We start from the raw sequence: 15,065 nt of genomic DNA, 5'->3' as shown, positions 1-15,065 counted from the left end.
GATATATGGTGTGCATTGCAGCAAAAAGTGCCATTGCACTTTATAAGTGAGCATGGGAGTTGACGTGATCATTTGTTTTATGAATAATCAAATGAACGAAAGATCAAAATTGTAAGGGTGCTGTTGATGGCGGCGGAAGGAAACGACTGGAGCTATGCCGACGCGGAGGAGGAAACCCTCACTCGTATTGCGTGGTATTATTATAACGACGGCATGACGCAGGGCGAAATCGGTGACAAGCTTGGTTTGTCGCGGATCAAAGTGTCGCGCTTGCTCGAAAGTGGGCGCCGTTCCGGTATCATACAGGTCCGAATTAATTCCCGTCATCAGGGATGTTTGGAATTCGAACAGCGCCTTCAGGATCATTGGGGTTTACGCGAAGTGCGCGTTGTTCCAAATCTTGAAAATGGCGATTTGAATGAACGTCTTGGGCAGGCCGCAGCACAGTTTTTGATGCAGCGTTTGGGCAATGACGACCTTCTGGCTGTTGGCTGGGGAGCGACCGTTAGTCATGCAATCCGGCGGCTTGGTCATATGGCCAATGAACGCAATGTATCACTTGTCAGTCTGACGGGTGGGGTTGCTACCTATGTTGATGGTATGCGCACCGCAAACTGGGGCAGCAGTGTTCATCTTGTTCCGGCCCCGCTTGTGGTTTCCGATGGTGCAGTTGCACGTGCGCTGATGTCCGAGCCGGGCATTTCCAATGTTCTCGAGATGGCCCTGAATGCGGCCTATCAGTTGGTTGGTGTTGGTGAATTGAATGCCGATTCGACCGTTGTCCGCAGCGGATATGTCACCCCGGCAGAAGTCGAACCACTGCGTCGCAAGGGGGCGGTCGGCGATATCTTGTGCCAATTCTTTGACGATAACGGTGATGCGCTTGATTTGCCGCTTCATGATCGTGTGATCGGCGCACGGCTGTCATCGCTTAGCAAATCACAAAACGTAATCGCCGCCGCAGGCGGTGCCAGCAAGGTGCGGGCGCTTCGTGCCGTACTTAAAGGCAAATATGTCGACATCCTGATTACGGATGAAAAAACGGCAGAAAAACTGTTAGAGGAAGTCTAGGAAATGGCGGGAGGAGATTATCTGCTGGCGATTGATGCCGGTACCGGCAGCGGCCGCGCGGTTGTGTTTGATCGTGATGGCAAACAGCTTGGCACGTCTCAGCGCGAGTGGTGGCACAAAACCGATCCGCGCTTTCCGGGCTCGATGGATTTTGATGTTGAGGGCAACTGGAAACTGATTTGTGACTGTATCGCTGGTGCCCTTGCACAAGCCGGTGTAACCGGCAGTGACATTGCGGCGGTCAGTGCGACCAGCATGCGAGAGGCGATTGTCGCTTTTGATCGCGAAGGACGTGAAATCTGGGCTTGTGCCAATGTTGATGGTCGTGCGGTTCAGCAGGTTCGCGAGCTAAAGGATGCTTTTCCCGGCGTTGAAGAAAAACTTTATCGTCAGACTGGACAGACTTTTGCACTTGGCGCATTGCCGCGTCTTTTATGGATCCGGCAGGAAATGCCGGAGATCTATGAAAAGATCGACAGGATTGCGATGTTGTCGGATTGGGTGGTGGCCCGACTGTCTGGTGTCATTACGTCTGACCCATCCAATGCAGGGACAACCGGTATCTTTGGCCTTAAGGAACGCAACTGGCTGCCCGATGCAATGACTGCGGTTGGACTGCGCAATGATATTTTCCCCAAGGCCTGTGAAACAGGAACGCCAGTTGGCAAGGTGACGGCGAAATCCGCCATTGAAACCGGATTGTCGACGGAAACGGTTGTCGTTGTTGGTGGTGGTGATTGCCAGTTGGGCACCGCCGGCCTTGGGGTGACCCGACCGGGGGATTGTGCGGTTTTGGGCGGAACGTTCTGGCAGCAGATTGTCAATGTTGATCCGGTATTGATCGACCCGGAAATGAATTTGCGTATCAATCCGCATGTGATTACGGGCCTGAACCAAGCCGAAGCGATCAGCTTTTTTGTTGGTGCGGTGATGCGTTGGTTCCGCGATACATTTGGTCAGGCCGAACTGGCCCAGGTCAGTGATCCGGGGCAGGCTTATAGCCTTTTGGAAAAGCAGGCAAAAGAAGTGCCGCTTGGGGCGCATGGGATCATTCCGATTTTTTCCGATGTGATGCGCTATGGCAATTGGTATCACGCCGCACCCTCGTTCCTTAATCTTAGCCTTGATCCGGAAAAGTCCGGAAAGGCGGTTATGTTCCGGGCCTTGCAGGAAAACGCCTGTATTGTTGCGGCGCGTAACCTTGAAGCAATCTTTACGCTTAGCGGGCAACGCCCCGATCAGATCGTTTTTGCCGCCGGTGCAGCCAAAAGTGCGCATTGGTCCCAAATGCTGGCCGATGTCACAGGCATTCCTGTGGCAACCCCGGTGATTAAGGAAGCGACCGCATTGGGGTGTGCGGCGGCGGCGGCCGTTGGTGGCGGGCTTCATTCCGATCTTGCTGAACTGGGGCGGGAATGGGTTCGCTGGGAACAGACGTTCGAGCCGGATGTTTCCCTGAAATCGTCCTATGACCAGTTGGGAGACCGCTGGGCCAGCGCCTATGCCGCGCAGCGGGGGCTGGTTGATCAGGATGTGACGACTTCCATGTGGAAAGCGCCGGGGCTCTGATCCGGAATTCTTTTTAGTTTCAATTCAATAATCAAGAAATCAGGACACAACATGCTTGTACAGATGGTGCATATCGAAGTTAAGCCCGGTCATGTCGATGAATTTATCGAAGCGTTTCGTATTAATTACGAAGGCACGCGCGCCAATGAGGAAGGCAACCTTCGCTTTGACGTGCTGCGCGATCCCGATAATGCGCATAAATTCATGATCTATGAGGTTTTCCGGTCCGAGGAAGATTTTCAGGCCCATCGCAATACAGCGCATTACAAAGAATGCGTGCGCCGGATCGACCCGATCATCGCAGGCCCGCGCACCAAGACCTATTACAACGCAGAAATGGCGGATTACATCTCGTAGTTTCCCGCTGTATTCCGCAAAATATAACGGCAGCCTTTGGGGCTGCCGTTTGTTGTTTGGGGCTGTGTTTTCCGGCGTTAGCCATGGGCAATCATGATATGGCGCGCAGCGGTGTAATCTTCGAGCGCGTAATGCGACATATCCTTGCCGTAACCGGATTGTTTCAGGCCGCCATGGGGCATTTCATTGACCAGCATGAAATGCGTATTGATCCATGTGCAGCCATAGCGCAACCGCGATGCGGTTTGCATGGCGCGCGAGATATCCTTGGTCCAGACTGAGGATGCCAGCCCGTAATCTGAATCATTGGCCCAGGCAACGGCCTGATCTGTGTCGGAAAAACGGGTCACCGAAACAACGGGGCCAAAAACTTCGCGGCGAACAATTTCGTCGCTTTGCAGCGCCCCGGCAATCACGGTTGGTTGATAGAAAAAACCATTGCCGTTATGGATTTTGCCGCCGGTGGTGATTTCGATATGTTTTTGTTCAGCAGCACGGGCGACAAAACTTGCCACCCGGTCGCGCTGACGTTCGGAAATCAGCGGGCCGATTTCATTTTCGCTATCATCCGGGCGGGCAAAGGCAATATCGGAGACCACGGACGAAAGATCCGCAACCAGTTTGTCATAGATTTTTGGACCGGCATAAATGCGACATGCCGCCGTGCAATCCTGTCCGGCATTGTAATAGCCAAAGGCGCGAAGCCCGTTCACAACCGCATCCAGATCGGCATCATCAAACACGATAACCGGGGCCTTGCCGCCCAGTTCCAGATGGGTGCGTTTGACCGATTTGGCAGCGGCCTGCAGCACCTTTTTACCCGTCGCAACATCGCCGGTGATGGATACCATGTCGATCTTGGGATGGTTGATCAGGCTGTTGCCAACGGTTGCCCCGCGCCCAAGCACAACGTTAACCACGCCTTCGGGCAGGATATCGGCAAAGATCGCGGCAAGTTTAAGAGCCGTGAGCGGTGTCTGTTCAGACGGCTTGAAAACGACTGTGTTGCCGCCACCAATTGCCGGGGCCAGTTTCCATGCCATCATCATCAGTGGATAGTTCCATGGTGCGATAGAGCCAACCACACCAATCGGATCACGGCGGATCATCGAGGTATGACCGGCCATATATTCACCGGCAATTGATCCCTGCATGCAGCGTACCGCCCCGGCAAAAAAGCGATAACAGTCAACAATGGCCGGGATTTCATCATTGCGCACGGCATTGATCGGCTTGCCGCAGTTCAGGGCCTCAAGCTTGGCAAATTCATCGGCCTCGGTTTCAATCCGGTCGGCGATTTTCAAAAGGTAGCCGGATCGTTCCGCCGGTGTGGTTCGCGACCATTTCTGAAACGCCTTTTCGGCAGCATTCACCGCACGATCAATCTGATCAATGGATGCTTCGGGCAGCATCAGGATTGTTTCGCCGGTTTTTGGATTAACGACGTTTTCTTCAGCCTCTGTGCCAACTTCAAGGTCAGCGCCGATCAGCATCCTGGTATCCATTTCGTAGTCTCCCGTAATGTTTATCATTTGCCCGATCCAGCCACCTGATCGCCGTCACGCGTCAGGTAATAGGCTGCAAGGATCGGGAAGACCGTCACCAGAACAACCACCATCGCCACCACATTGGTGACCGGCCGCTGGCGCGGTCGGACAAGTTCTTCCAGCATCCAGATCGGAAGGGTTGACTGCTGTCCGGCGGTAAAGGTGGTGACAATCACTTCGTCAAAGGACAGGGCAAAAGCCAGCATTCCCCCTGCCAAAAGGGCGGTGCTGATATTGGGCAGGATGACATGGCGGAAGGTCTGGAAACTGTTCGCGCCAAGATCCATTGATGCCTCGACCAACGAGCCCGACGTTCGCCGGAAACGCGCAACCGCATTGTTATAGACAACAACAACACAAAAGGTCGCGTGCCCCAGAATGATCGTCCAGATCGAGAACGGAATATCGGCAAGGCTAAAGGCAGACCGCAATGCAATCCCGGTAATGATCCCCGGTAATGCAATTGGTAGAATTACCAAAAGCGAAATGGTTTCCCGGCCAAAGAATTTGGACCTTGAAACAGCAGCAGCACAAAACGTTCCCAGAACCATGGCAATCAGGGTCGAAACCGATGCGGTTTTAAGCGACAGCACCAATGCTTGCCAGACATCCGGGCGGTTCCAGGTTACGGCCAGCCATTTGATTGTGAAACCGGGCGGCGGCCACTGATAGCTTTTGTCCTCGGTCGTAAAGGCATAGACAAATATTAGCGCAATCGGCAGATGCATGAACAAAAGTCCGGCACCCGCCGCGATTTTAAGGCCCAGTGGGGCATGTGTTCGACCATCAGAGTGCATCGAAAGCCCCCATGCGCTTGGCGCCCCAAAGATAAATCCCCATGATGACAATCGGTACAACAGTAAAGGCCGCTGCCAATGGAATATTGCCTGCCGTGCCTTGCTGGGCGTAGACGGCCTGCCCGATAAACAGGCGTGACGATCCGATAATTTGCGGAATGATGTAATCACCAAGGGTCAGCGAGAAGGTAAAGATCGACCCGGCAACAATGCCCGGCAGGGCAAGTGGAAACAGAATATGACGGAATGTTTGTGACGGTTTCGCGCCCAGATCACCGGATGCTTCGATATAGCTGGCGGGAACACGTTCAAGGGCTGCCTGTACGGGCAGGACCATGAAAGGCAACCAGACATATAGAAAGACAAGGAAGGTGCCGGTATAGCTAACCGACAGGGAATATCCGCCAATTACCGGGATTGCGAGCCAAGCATCAAGCAGCCATGTCAGGTGCAGCTTGGCAAAGATCCAGGTCAGAATGCCTTCTTTGGCCAGGATCAGTTTCCAAGCGTAAACCTTGACCAGATAGCTTGACCACAGGGGCAACATTACGCCGATATAAAAAAGTGCCTTCCATTTTCCCCGTGCATAGCGGGCGGCAAAATAGCCAATTGGAAAGGCAACGATCGCCGCGGCAAGTGTGACGCAGGCCGCCATTGAAGCGGTCCTGATAATGATATCCAGATTGGCCGGGCGAAACAGTTCGCCATAGGTTTTAAGCGTCAGTTCGTATTTTACCAGCCCGGAAAATTCATCAATTGAAAAGAAGCTTTGCGCAAGCAGGGCAAAAAGAGATCCGAGATAAATGATCCCAAGCCACAATACTGGCGGTGTTAAAAAAAGGATCAGCAGCAGTTTGGGATTGCGCCAGAAACTGTCAGACAAGCGTCCCGTGATCCCGCCTTTTCCCGGCAAAATTGCCAGCGCCCTATTGGCATGGTCAAGGTGGGGGGATGGCGTTGCGGATACCGTCATTGGGTATCCTCCATCACGTGTAATTCTTCGGGCTTCCAGCCGATACCTACGGCGCTGCCATTTTCCGGCACGGGCTGTCCGGCGGGGATCAGTGCATTCAGGCGTAAACCGCCCAATGCCAGCCCGACACGTGTGCAGCCACCAAGATAACTGCTGCCGGTGACAGTTGCGATATGGGTTTCACCAGTGCCCAGACTGATGGCTTCGGGGCGCAGGCTGGCCCAGCCCGCGGTGCCGGTCAGTGATTTGACAAATTCGGGCGGCAATACGTTCGATGACCCGACAAAATCGGCAACAAAGCGGGTTTGTGGCCGTTGATAGATATCCTGTGGTGTGCCGATCTGCATGATCTTGCCGTCGCTGAAAACGGCAACGCGATCAGCCATCGACAGGGCCTCGCCCTGATCATGGGTGACGAAGATAAATGTGATGCCAAGTTTGCGTTGCAGGACTTTGAGCTCTTCCTGCATTTGTTCGCGCAATTTCAGATCAAGCGCACCAAGCGGTTCATCAAGCAACAGTACCTTGGGTTTGTTGACCAATGCACGCGCCAGAGCAACCCGCTGGCGCTGGCCGCCGGAAAGCTGGCTGGGGCGGCGGGTGCCATAATCGGGAAGGGCAACCATTTCAAGGGCGTTGTTGGCCGCGCGCAGGCGATCAGTCTTGCCAATGCCACGGATCATCAGGCCGTAGGCAACATTGTCGATAATGTTCATATGCGGGAACAGGGCATAGTCCTGAAACACCGTGTTGACGTTCCGGCGATAGGGCGGCACCCCGTCCATGGGAGTGCCGAAAATTTCGATATGGCCATGGGTGGGTTGTTCAAAACCGGCAATCAGGCGAAGGCAGGTGGTCTTGCCGGACCCGGATGGGCCGAGCATGGCGAAAAACTCGCCTTCTTTGATGGTCAGGTCAACGCCGTCGACCGCGCGTACTGCACCGAAGTGACGCGATACTTTTGAAAGCAAAACAGCAGGTGGCATGAATTAACCGCATAATTGGGAGCCCGCCCGCAAAGGCGGGCCCCGGGTCGCAAGGGATGGTGAGGTAGCTTGATCAGCGTCCGCCGATCACACCGATGTAATCAGAAACCCAGCGGTAATAGGGCACGCATTCCCCCTGACTTTCACATTTCGAAACCGGGGTCCGCCAAAAGCTTACACGGTCGAAATCATCAAACCCGTTGGTTTTACAGCCTTCATCGCCCAAAAGTTCGTTGCCTTTGCACGCGGCTGGAACAGCGGGGTTGGACCCGAACCAAGCCGCCAGATCACCCTGTACTTTTGATGACAGGGAATGTTCCATCCAAAGATAGGCACAGGTCGGGTTTTCGGCCTCGGCGTGCAACATGGTGGTATCGGCCCAGCCGGTAACGCCTTCTTCGGGGATGGTCGATGCAATCGGCATACCTTCGGATTTCAGGATGTTGACTTGAAACGGCCATGACCCCGAAGCCACAACACCTTCGTTTTTAAAATCATCCATCTGGATAAAGGCATCATGCCAGTACCGAGAAACCAGTTTGCGCTGGCCCCGCAACAGATCAAGGGCGGCGGCATATTGATCGGCATTAAGCTCATAGGGGCTTTTGATGCCAAGATCCGGGCTATGGGTCATTAAATATTGTGCCGCATCGGCAATATGGATCGGCCCGTCATAGGCCTGAACCCGGCCTTTGTTGGATTTGCCATCGGCAAGGGTCATTTCTTTAAAAACAACATCCCAGCTTTTGGGCGCTTCTTTGAAGGCCTCGGTATTATACATCAAAACATTCGGCCCCCATTGATAGGGGGTGCCGTAGTGAACGCCGTCAACCGTGTGCCATGGCGAGCTTTTCAACCGGTCATCAACCGAATTCCAACTTGGAACGAGGTCGGTATTAATCGGCTGGACCCGTTTACCGGCAATCAGACGCAGCGATGCATCGCCCGATGCGGTGACAAGATCAAAGCCGCCCTCATTCATCAGGGCGACCATTTCATCGGATGTATTGGCGGATTTGACCTTGACCATACATCCGGTTTCTTTTTCAAAGGATGTGACCCAGTCAAATGCGGCATCGGTTTCGCCGCGTTCGATATAACCCGGCCAAGCGACGATATTGACTTCGCCCTCGGGGGTTCCCAATTTTGTCATCATGTCGGCAGCCGCAGCCGGGGCTGCAATAAAGGCAAGCATAACCGCCGCGGATGCGCCGGTTTTCAGTAGTGATTTCATTGTGATGTCTCCCAGTTGCAGGAAGTCAATTCGTGTGACTTTTATTTCCCGCAAGAAAGGGTACGCTGATATATCGCATTCGCAATTTCATTTATCAGAAATATGATATCGGAAATTCCGATATCAGTGTGATCCTGTGACATTTGCGGTGCTGGCGTGTTGATAGCGTTAGCGCATTGATCGAGTGGGGTTATGGTTAGCGAAGGCGCGTGGCGCGGTGGGCCTGTGCCAATCCGATGAAATCACGTGCGGCCTGTGACAAGGGTGATCCTTTACGCCAGACAACACCAACCTGCACCATGGGCAAGGTGCCCGATACATCCCGGCTTTCGATCCGGTCACCTTCAAGTGACCATGGCCGATAGACAAGGTCAGGCAAAAGGGCCACACCTGCCCCGGTGGCGACCAGACTTCGGACGGCCTCGACCGACCGGGTTCGGAATGCGACACGCGGACGTGCGCCAAGTGCCCCCAACAGTTTGCCGGTGGCTTCTTCGATCTCGTCGACCGTCAGCATAATGATCGGTTCGGATGTGACATCGGCCAATGAGATGCTTTGGGCGGTCGATAACCGATGCCCCAGCGGCAGCCAAAGCCGATAGGGCGAGACTTCGAGAATTTCCGAATGCAGGGCAAGACGGTCACGCAGGTTCGAAATCACCATGACGGCAACATCAATTTCGCCACCGATTAAAAGATGTTCCAGATATTCACCATTATCCTCGATCGCGCTGACACTGACATGGGGATAGGCCCGGCGATAGCGTGCGAGAATATCAGACAGGACATAGCCCGCGACAAGCGACGTGACACCCAGATGCAATTCACCGTGGACGGCCTCGGCGGTATCATCGAAGGCCTGTTTGGCATCGGATACATTGGACAGGATCGTGGTGGCATGACGTAGGAATTGATGGCCCTTATGGGTGATGTTCAAACCGCGTGAATGGCGTTCAAACAGACCAACCCCAAGATCGGCTTCTAGTTCCTTGATGGCCTCGGTCACAGCCGATTGTGAAATCGATAAAATATGCGCCGCCCCCGAAACAGTTCCCTGTTCGGCGACGGCGACAAAATACTGAAGCTGACGAATGGTAAAAGCCATGATTTCAGAACGATAGGCCAAGGACATCGGGTTGTCGCCGGTTTTTTGCCCGGTCGATAGCCTTGGTCCTGATCCTAAAGCACTTCCAGAATTGGCGAGGCCAGCAACGTACCTGTGGTGACATCCCCAATTCCTTGGTCGGTCTGGTGTGGGCCGGGATTACACGCCAATGTTGCCCCAAACAGGGCCTTGAACACCAAATAGGGGGGCTGCCAATCGACAATGGCGTCGGTGGCGGTCCGAATGTCGGCAAATTGTTGCGCAACATGATCCATCGGCGCGTCCGATACCAACCCGCATAACGGTAGCGGCAGAAGGGCATCAAGTTTGCCATTTGATGCGACGGCCATGCCGCCCCCGGCACGTATTACGGCGTTTGCCGCAATCGCCATATCGCGGGCATTGCCACCAAAAACGGTGACGTTATGGCTGTCATGGGAAACGGTGGTGCAAACCGCACCGTGCCATTCGCCCCAGCCGCTTAGGAAGCCAACGCGGGGCTGGCTGTTGGCTTTGCCGTGGCGATGGGCAACCGCAATCATGGTGGTGCCCGCCGGTGGGACGATATAGCCGTCTTTGACGTCGGCCTCGGCCGTGCCCCAGCGGGTAAAGCGCGGGCGGTCGATGGTGGCGATTTTGACTTTGTTCCCTGAACCTGTGACGGGAACCCGAAAGTCATCAACGCCCAAAACATCCATTTTCATGGTGTTGTTCAGTGGTGCTGGGTCCAGTGCAGCCGGGGGTTTTATCATTTCACCGGTTTCGGCAACGGTTTCGCCATTGGCAATAACATGGCGCGCCTTAAAATCAGTCAGATCATCAAAGATGACGATGTCAGCACGACGCCCCGCCGCGATCAGGCCCAGATCGGATCGACCCAGACGCATCGCGGCATTCAGTGTTGCCGCGCGAAGTGCCCATTCCGGTTTTATGCCATAACGAACCAGGCGGCGGACCACGTCATCAAGGCCACCGGCATTGGATAAATCATCGGGGAAAACATCGTCGGTACAAAGGGTTACGGTCTGTGGCAAGAAGCCTAAGTTATTAAGGGTGTCAACAAAACCCGGCAGTAAATGATCATGTGATCCGCGCATTTCAATCGCCAGACCGGCGCGCAGTTTGGCCATCAGGTCATCGTTTGATACCAGTTCGTGATCGGAACTGACACCGGCGGTCATGAAAGCGGCAAGGTCGGGGCCTTCCAGTCCGCGGGCATGGCCGCAAACAAGTTTCCCCGATGCCAGACCGGCCTGCATGATGTTGGTCATGCGCGGATCGCGGTTAATGACGCCGCGCATATTCATGACTTCGGCAACCCCGGAAATTTCCGGCCATGACAGCAATTTTGCCATGGCGTCGCCGTCAAAATCGGCACCTGATATTTCAAGCCCGGGGGCAGCCGGAACGCAGGACGGGGCAAGAACCATGACACGAAGCGGCAAATCGCGCGTTGCATCAATCGCCCAACGCACCCCGTCAAGCCCCAGGACATTACCCAATTCATGCGGGTCCCAGACGATGGTGGTCACCCCGCGTGGCACCACGGTTTTGGCATATATCGCCGGGGTGACCATTGAACTTTCGATGTGCATATGGCTGTCAATCAGGCCGGGGCTGACAAAGCCGCCACGTGCGCTGATGATCTTGCGGGCGTCACTTCGGGTTGCGGGTTCATGGACACTGGCAATCATCGGGCCAATCACACCGATATCCGCCCTGCGGATTTCACCGGTGACCATATCAACCAATTCGCCGCCGGTGATCAGGATATCAAAGGGGGCATCGCCGCGCGCGGCGGCAACCGCACGGGTGCGAAGCTTGTCATTGGTCAGGTCGGCGGGCTCGTTGGTTCGGCTGTTCATTTGGCTGCTTCCGCCTTCAGGGCTGAAAAGATCAGGTCGCGCGCGCAGTCCGTATCAACAGCGACAGCATATTGCGCGTTTTTGGCCGCATTGGGGCGCGGGTCAACAATGGTTCGGCCGCGTGACGGGCCGTGGCCAAGTTCGACCTCGATATGGGCATCGGCAAAGGTAATGACATCGGTGCTGATGGTGGCAACTGCGGCGCAGGGATCAAAGATCGACATTGCATCGCGCCCGCGCGCAAGGGCAATATTGACATATCCCTCGGTCAGGTCGGCCAAAAGTTCGGCATTTTTACCGCCCGCATTGCGGATTGGGGCAATATCAGCCGGGGTTGCCAGAACTTGACGGCAAAGGTCAAGGTCGACCATGCGCAGCGGCACTTGGTGCGACAGGGTGATTGCCAGCGCTTCGGGATCGGCAAAGGCATTGTATTCCGCAGATGCGGTATGGTTGCCAAGCCCAACCGCGCCGCCCATCCAGGTCAGACAATCGATTTTACGCGCCAGATCGGGGCGGGCAAGGACAAGGGATGCAATATTACCCAACGGACCAAGTGCGAGGATATGGCGTTCATCATCGGGGTTTGATTTGCTTTCAAGCCAGTTGCAAAGGGCATCGAACGCGCTGCACTCGGCAATTGGCCGACAATCAGGAAGATGCAGACCCGTGGATTGCATGCCATGCGGGCCAAGGATTTTTTCCGCAGTTTCAAGCCCGCCCATCACGGCATTTTCGCGACCGGTAAAGATTTTGAAATTCCAGCCAAACAGATGGGCAGCACTGGCCGCATTGATGCGCACGCGTTCAAGCGGTGAATTCCCCGCAATCAGCGACATGCCATCGACCTTTTTACCCGCATGGGTGATGACCAGCACGGCGGCCAGATCATCAAATCCCATATCGGTGTCGATCCAAAGTCCCATCAGAGGCTCCCGACGCGGGAAAGGGATGCGGCCCTTGCCACGGGCAAATCGAATTTAAGCGTCGCCCCGAATGCATGGGCTGGCAGGCTGGCGTCGCATTCGGCCTTGATTTGGCCAAGCGATGTTTCAAGTAGATATTCCCGCGTGCCACCGGCAAAAGATGTGCCGCGTATTGTTCCCTCAAACGGGCCATCGCCAAGGGTGACCATCGCGGGGCGCCATGCAAGGCCCTTGGCATCGGCTGGAATGTCGCCAGAAAGTGCGACCATGCCATTGGCGGTTTTAAGCTTGCCATCGTTGAGCGAGAAGACATTTTCAAACCCGACGAAATCGGCGACGAAGTCGGAAATTGGTCGGTTATAGATATCCTCGGGCGTGCCGATTTGTTCGATATGACCATCTAGCATGACGATAATGCGATCCGCCATGGCAAGGGCTTCGACCTGATCATGGGTGACAAAGATCATGGTGACACCGCTTTCTTTTTGCACGCGCTGCAATTCATTGCGCATTTCAAGGCGCAGGCGGGCATCAAGATTGGATAGCGGTTCATCCAGCAGCAAAACTTTGGGTTCCATCACCATGGACCGCGCCAGAGATACACGCTGTTGCTGCCCGCCGGAAAGTTCGGCCGGTTTGCGAGTGGCGAATGTTGAAAGTCCGACGGTCTTAAGGCCTTCCTTGACTGTTTCATCAAGAAGCGATCCGCGCACGCCCATCAGTTTCAGGCCAAAGGCAACGTTTTCATACACGTTAAGATGCGGAAACAGGGCATAGGATTGGAAAACCAACCCGACCGGGCGTTTGTTGGCCGGGGAGCGGGTGATATCGACATTATCAAGAATGATCGACCCGGATGAGGGCGCCATCAAACCGGCAATGGCGCGCATGGTTGTGGTTTTGCCACAACCCGACGGGCCAAGCAGGGCGACCAATTCACCCTTGGCGATATCAAGATCCATTTCCGGAACGGCAATGTTTTTGCCATAGGACAAGGTCAGTTTTTCAAGGCTGAGAAAGCGCAGATCAGACATAGCGGGAAAATCCTAGGAAACGTTCGGCCAGAAAGACAATGCCCAGCGACATGAAGGCAAGCAGCGCCGAAAGGGCCGCGACCGACGGGTCATAGGTGATCTCCATATAGGAAAGCATATCGATTGGCAGGGTACGGACGCCGGGGCCGGACAGAAACAGTGATACCGGGACCTGATTGAAACTGGTGACAAAGCCCAGAATGAAGGCCGCCAGAATACCGCCGCGAATATTGGGCATCACCACCCGGAAAAACGCACCAACACGTGACGACCCCAAAAGTACGGCTGCTTCTTCGATGTCCGACCGCAGGTTATTCAGGCTGGCCGAGACCACGCGTACGGCATAGGGCAGGATTAGTGCTGTATGGGCCATGAATAGCGCAAACAAAATGCCAAAATTAAACGGCACCACAAAATAGCGCAGCAATGCCAAACCGACGATGATGCCCGGCACAATGATTGGCGACGATACGATGGTTCGAATGGTTTCGGCCCCCGGCACCTTATAGCGCGATAGCGCATAGCTTGCCGGTATGCCAAGGATCAGGGCGGCTAAGGTGCCGCCGATGGCTAAAAACATCGAAATGCCAAAACTCGCACGGAAGCTTTCGACTTCGAATACCTTAAATACCCAACGCAGCGACAATCCCTGCGGCGGGAAGGCAAGGGTTTCACCGGCCGAGAGCGAGGCGGCAATAATGATCAGGAACGGCCCAATAAGAAAGGTCAGAACCAAGAGTAAAACAATCGGGGAAAACAGACGTGATGTCATCGTTTGTTCCTCGCAGTTGCCAGCCGTTTAAGTAAAACATTGGCGGCAAACGCCATGACAATCAGGATCAGGGCAATCACACTGGCCGCGACAAAATCATTGGCCACAGTGACGCGCTGATACATCAGGGTTTCCAACATCAAAACCTTGGACCCGCCCAAAATCGCCGGGGTGATATAGGCGGTCATCGACCCGGTAAAGACCAGAGTGCCACCAATCACCAGACCTTCTTTGGTCAGCGGCAAGATCACCTTGGTGAAAACCTGGAACCAGTTTGCGCCCAGAACACGCGCGGCGGGAACCGCATCACGCGGCATGTTTTCAAGCGCACTGATCAGCGAAATGATCATCAGTGGCAAAAACAACTGAAGCAACCCGATGAAAACGGCGGTTTCGGTAAACAGGAACCGGATCGGTTCATCGGAAAGCCCGATGCCAACCAGCGCCTGATTGACAAACCCGGTGCGGCCAAGGATGACAAGCCATGCATAGGTCCGCGCCACCGGTGAAATCATCAACGGCAGCACGACAAGCCCGGTAATCCGGCCTTTGCCCTTGGGCGGCAGGTTTACAATTGCAAATGCTGCGGCATAGCCGATCACGGCGGAAACGGCGGTCACCATCGCGGCCAGTTTAAGGGTGCGTAAAAACACCGTCTGGTTCAGCGACTGTGAAAAGAAATCGATATAGGCCTGTATCGTCCAGCTGTCGCCGGTGCGAAATCCTTCGGATAGAAGGATTCCCACGGGAACCAGAAAAACAACACTGGCAAAGATCGCCGCAGGAAGGACCAGCGCAAAGGCCTCGGCCCGGTTCTGAAACATCTCAG

The 15,065-nt window shown here is 54.7% G+C and carries 14 protein-coding genes; 3 read left to right on the top strand and 11 right to left on the bottom strand.

Going from position 1 to position 15,065, the window contains the following annotated elements:
- Nucleotides 1–126 precede the first annotated feature (126 nt).
- Genes TALK_RS15255 through TALK_RS15245 form a run of 3 tightly spaced genes read left to right on the top strand, consistent with a single transcriptional unit; the run spans nucleotide 127 to nucleotide 2,997 of the window.
- Nucleotides 127–1,071, top strand: coding sequence for a sugar-binding transcriptional regulator (locus TALK_RS15255; RefSeq protein ID WP_085620000.1), 945 nt, complete (start codon nucleotides 127–129; stop codon nucleotides 1,069–1,071).
- Nucleotides 1,072–1,074: 3 nt separating this feature from the next.
- Nucleotides 1,075–2,640 (top strand): autoinducer-2 kinase, encoded by a 1,566-nt coding sequence (lsrK, locus tag TALK_RS15250; RefSeq protein ID WP_085619999.1) that lies wholly within the window; start codon nucleotides 1,075–1,077, stop codon nucleotides 2,638–2,640.
- Nucleotides 2,641–2,691: 51 nt separating this feature from the next.
- Nucleotides 2,692–2,997 (top strand): antibiotic biosynthesis monooxygenase, encoded by a 306-nt coding sequence (locus TALK_RS15245; protein WP_085619998.1) that lies wholly within the window; start codon nucleotides 2,692–2,694, stop codon nucleotides 2,995–2,997.
- Between the two features lie 77 nt (nucleotides 2,998–3,074).
- On the opposite strand, the gene TALK_RS15240 is transcribed toward TALK_RS15245, so the two are convergent.
- From TALK_RS15240 to TALK_RS15190, 11 genes are all read right to left on the bottom strand, one after another.
- On the bottom strand, nucleotides 3,075–4,502 hold the full coding sequence (locus tag TALK_RS15240; RefSeq protein ID WP_085619997.1) for a gamma-aminobutyraldehyde dehydrogenase: 1,428 nt from the start codon (nucleotides 4,500–4,502) through the stop codon (nucleotides 3,075–3,077).
- Between the two features lie 23 nt (nucleotides 4,503–4,525).
- The gene (locus TALK_RS15235; RefSeq protein WP_085619996.1) at nucleotides 4,526–5,341 is read right to left on the bottom strand and encodes an ABC transporter permease; all 816 of its coding nucleotides are present in this window, start codon (nucleotides 5,339–5,341) and stop codon (nucleotides 4,526–4,528) included.
- Nucleotides 5,331–6,314 (bottom strand): ABC transporter permease, encoded by a 984-nt coding sequence (locus TALK_RS15230; RefSeq protein ID WP_085619995.1) that lies wholly within the window; start codon nucleotides 6,312–6,314, stop codon nucleotides 5,331–5,333. The genes TALK_RS15235 and TALK_RS15230 overlap by 11 nt, the downstream gene beginning before the upstream one ends.
- Complete coding sequence (locus tag TALK_RS15225; RefSeq protein ID WP_085619994.1) at nucleotides 6,311–7,300, bottom strand: ABC transporter ATP-binding protein; 990 nt, start codon at nucleotides 7,298–7,300, stop codon at nucleotides 6,311–6,313. Before TALK_RS15225 ends, TALK_RS15230 begins: the two co-directional genes overlap by 4 nt.
- A 73-nt stretch (nucleotides 7,301–7,373) precedes the next feature.
- The gene (locus tag TALK_RS15220) at nucleotides 7,374–8,534 is read right to left on the bottom strand and encodes an ABC transporter substrate-binding protein (protein WP_085619993.1); all 1,161 of its coding nucleotides are present in this window, start codon (nucleotides 8,532–8,534) and stop codon (nucleotides 7,374–7,376) included.
- Between the two features lie 196 nt (nucleotides 8,535–8,730).
- Entirely contained in the window at nucleotides 8,731–9,666 is a 936-nt protein-coding gene (locus TALK_RS15215; protein WP_245829948.1) for a LysR family transcriptional regulator, read from the bottom strand.
- Between the two features lie 47 nt (nucleotides 9,667–9,713).
- Complete coding sequence (locus TALK_RS15210) at nucleotides 9,714–11,504, bottom strand: adenine deaminase (RefSeq protein ID WP_085619992.1); 1,791 nt, start codon at nucleotides 11,502–11,504, stop codon at nucleotides 9,714–9,716.
- Nucleotides 11,501–12,430, bottom strand: coding sequence for a nucleoside hydrolase (locus tag TALK_RS15205; RefSeq protein ID WP_085619991.1), 930 nt, complete (start codon nucleotides 12,428–12,430; stop codon nucleotides 11,501–11,503). The genes TALK_RS15210 and TALK_RS15205 overlap by 4 nt, the downstream gene beginning before the upstream one ends.
- Complete coding sequence (locus TALK_RS15200) at nucleotides 12,430–13,464, bottom strand: ABC transporter ATP-binding protein (protein ID WP_085619990.1); 1,035 nt, start codon at nucleotides 13,462–13,464, stop codon at nucleotides 12,430–12,432. The genes TALK_RS15205 and TALK_RS15200 overlap by 1 nt, the downstream gene beginning before the upstream one ends.
- The gene (locus TALK_RS15195) at nucleotides 13,457–14,236 is read right to left on the bottom strand and encodes an ABC transporter permease (RefSeq protein WP_085619989.1); all 780 of its coding nucleotides are present in this window, start codon (nucleotides 14,234–14,236) and stop codon (nucleotides 13,457–13,459) included. The genes TALK_RS15200 and TALK_RS15195 overlap by 8 nt, the downstream gene beginning before the upstream one ends.
- Complete coding sequence (locus tag TALK_RS15190; RefSeq protein WP_085619988.1) at nucleotides 14,233–15,060, bottom strand: ABC transporter permease; 828 nt, start codon at nucleotides 15,058–15,060, stop codon at nucleotides 14,233–14,235. The genes TALK_RS15195 and TALK_RS15190 overlap by 4 nt, the downstream gene beginning before the upstream one ends.
- Nucleotides 15,061–15,065: the final 5 nt, after the last annotated feature.

The sequence above is a fragment of the Thalassospira alkalitolerans genome (genome assembly GCF_002115745.1).
Classification (GTDB): domain Bacteria; phylum Pseudomonadota; class Alphaproteobacteria; order Rhodospirillales; family Thalassospiraceae; genus Thalassospira; species Thalassospira alkalitolerans.
The sequence above is the reverse complement of the archived record's forward strand: the minus strand, read 5'-3'. Positions and strand labels throughout refer to the sequence as shown.

Bases quoted from the DNA above. Each gene is read 5' to 3' on its own strand.
- TALK_RS15255 (WP_085620000.1), top strand. From the start codon at position 127: ATGGCGGCGGAAGGAAACGACTGGAGCTATGCCGACGCGGAGGAGGAA.
- lsrK (WP_085619999.1), top strand. From the start codon at position 1,075: ATGGCGGGAGGAGATTATCTGCTGGCGATTGATGCCGGTACCGGCAGC.
- TALK_RS15245 (WP_085619998.1), top strand. From the start codon at position 2,692: ATGCTTGTACAGATGGTGCATATCGAAGTTAAGCCCGGTCATGTCGAT.
- TALK_RS15240 (WP_085619997.1), bottom strand. From the start codon at position 4,502: ATGGATACCAGGATGCTGATCGGCGCTGACCTTGAAGTTGGCACAGAG.
- TALK_RS15235 (WP_085619996.1), bottom strand. From the start codon at position 5,341: ATGCACTCTGATGGTCGAACACATGCCCCACTGGGCCTTAAAATCGCG.
- TALK_RS15230 (WP_085619995.1), bottom strand. From the start codon at position 6,314: ATGACGGTATCCGCAACGCCATCCCCCCACCTTGACCATGCCAATAGG.
- TALK_RS15225 (WP_085619994.1), bottom strand. From the start codon at position 7,300: ATGCCACCTGCTGTTTTGCTTTCAAAAGTATCGCGTCACTTCGGTGCA.
- TALK_RS15220 (WP_085619993.1), bottom strand. From the start codon at position 8,534: ATGAAATCACTACTGAAAACCGGCGCATCCGCGGCGGTTATGCTTGCC.
- TALK_RS15215 (WP_245829948.1), bottom strand. From the start codon at position 9,666: ATGTCCTTGGCCTATCGTTCTGAAATCATGGCTTTTACCATTCGTCAG.
- TALK_RS15210 (WP_085619992.1), bottom strand. From the start codon at position 11,504: ATGAACAGCCGAACCAACGAGCCCGCCGACCTGACCAATGACAAGCTT.
- TALK_RS15205 (WP_085619991.1), bottom strand. From the start codon at position 12,430: ATGGGACTTTGGATCGACACCGATATGGGATTTGATGATCTGGCCGCC.
- TALK_RS15200 (WP_085619990.1), bottom strand. From the start codon at position 13,464: ATGTCTGATCTGCGCTTTCTCAGCCTTGAAAAACTGACCTTGTCCTAT.
- TALK_RS15195 (WP_085619989.1), bottom strand. From the start codon at position 14,236: ATGACATCACGTCTGTTTTCCCCGATTGTTTTACTCTTGGTTCTGACC.
- TALK_RS15190 (WP_085619988.1), bottom strand. From the start codon at position 15,060: ATGTTTCAGAACCGGGCCGAGGCCTTTGCGCTGGTCCTTCCTGCGGCG.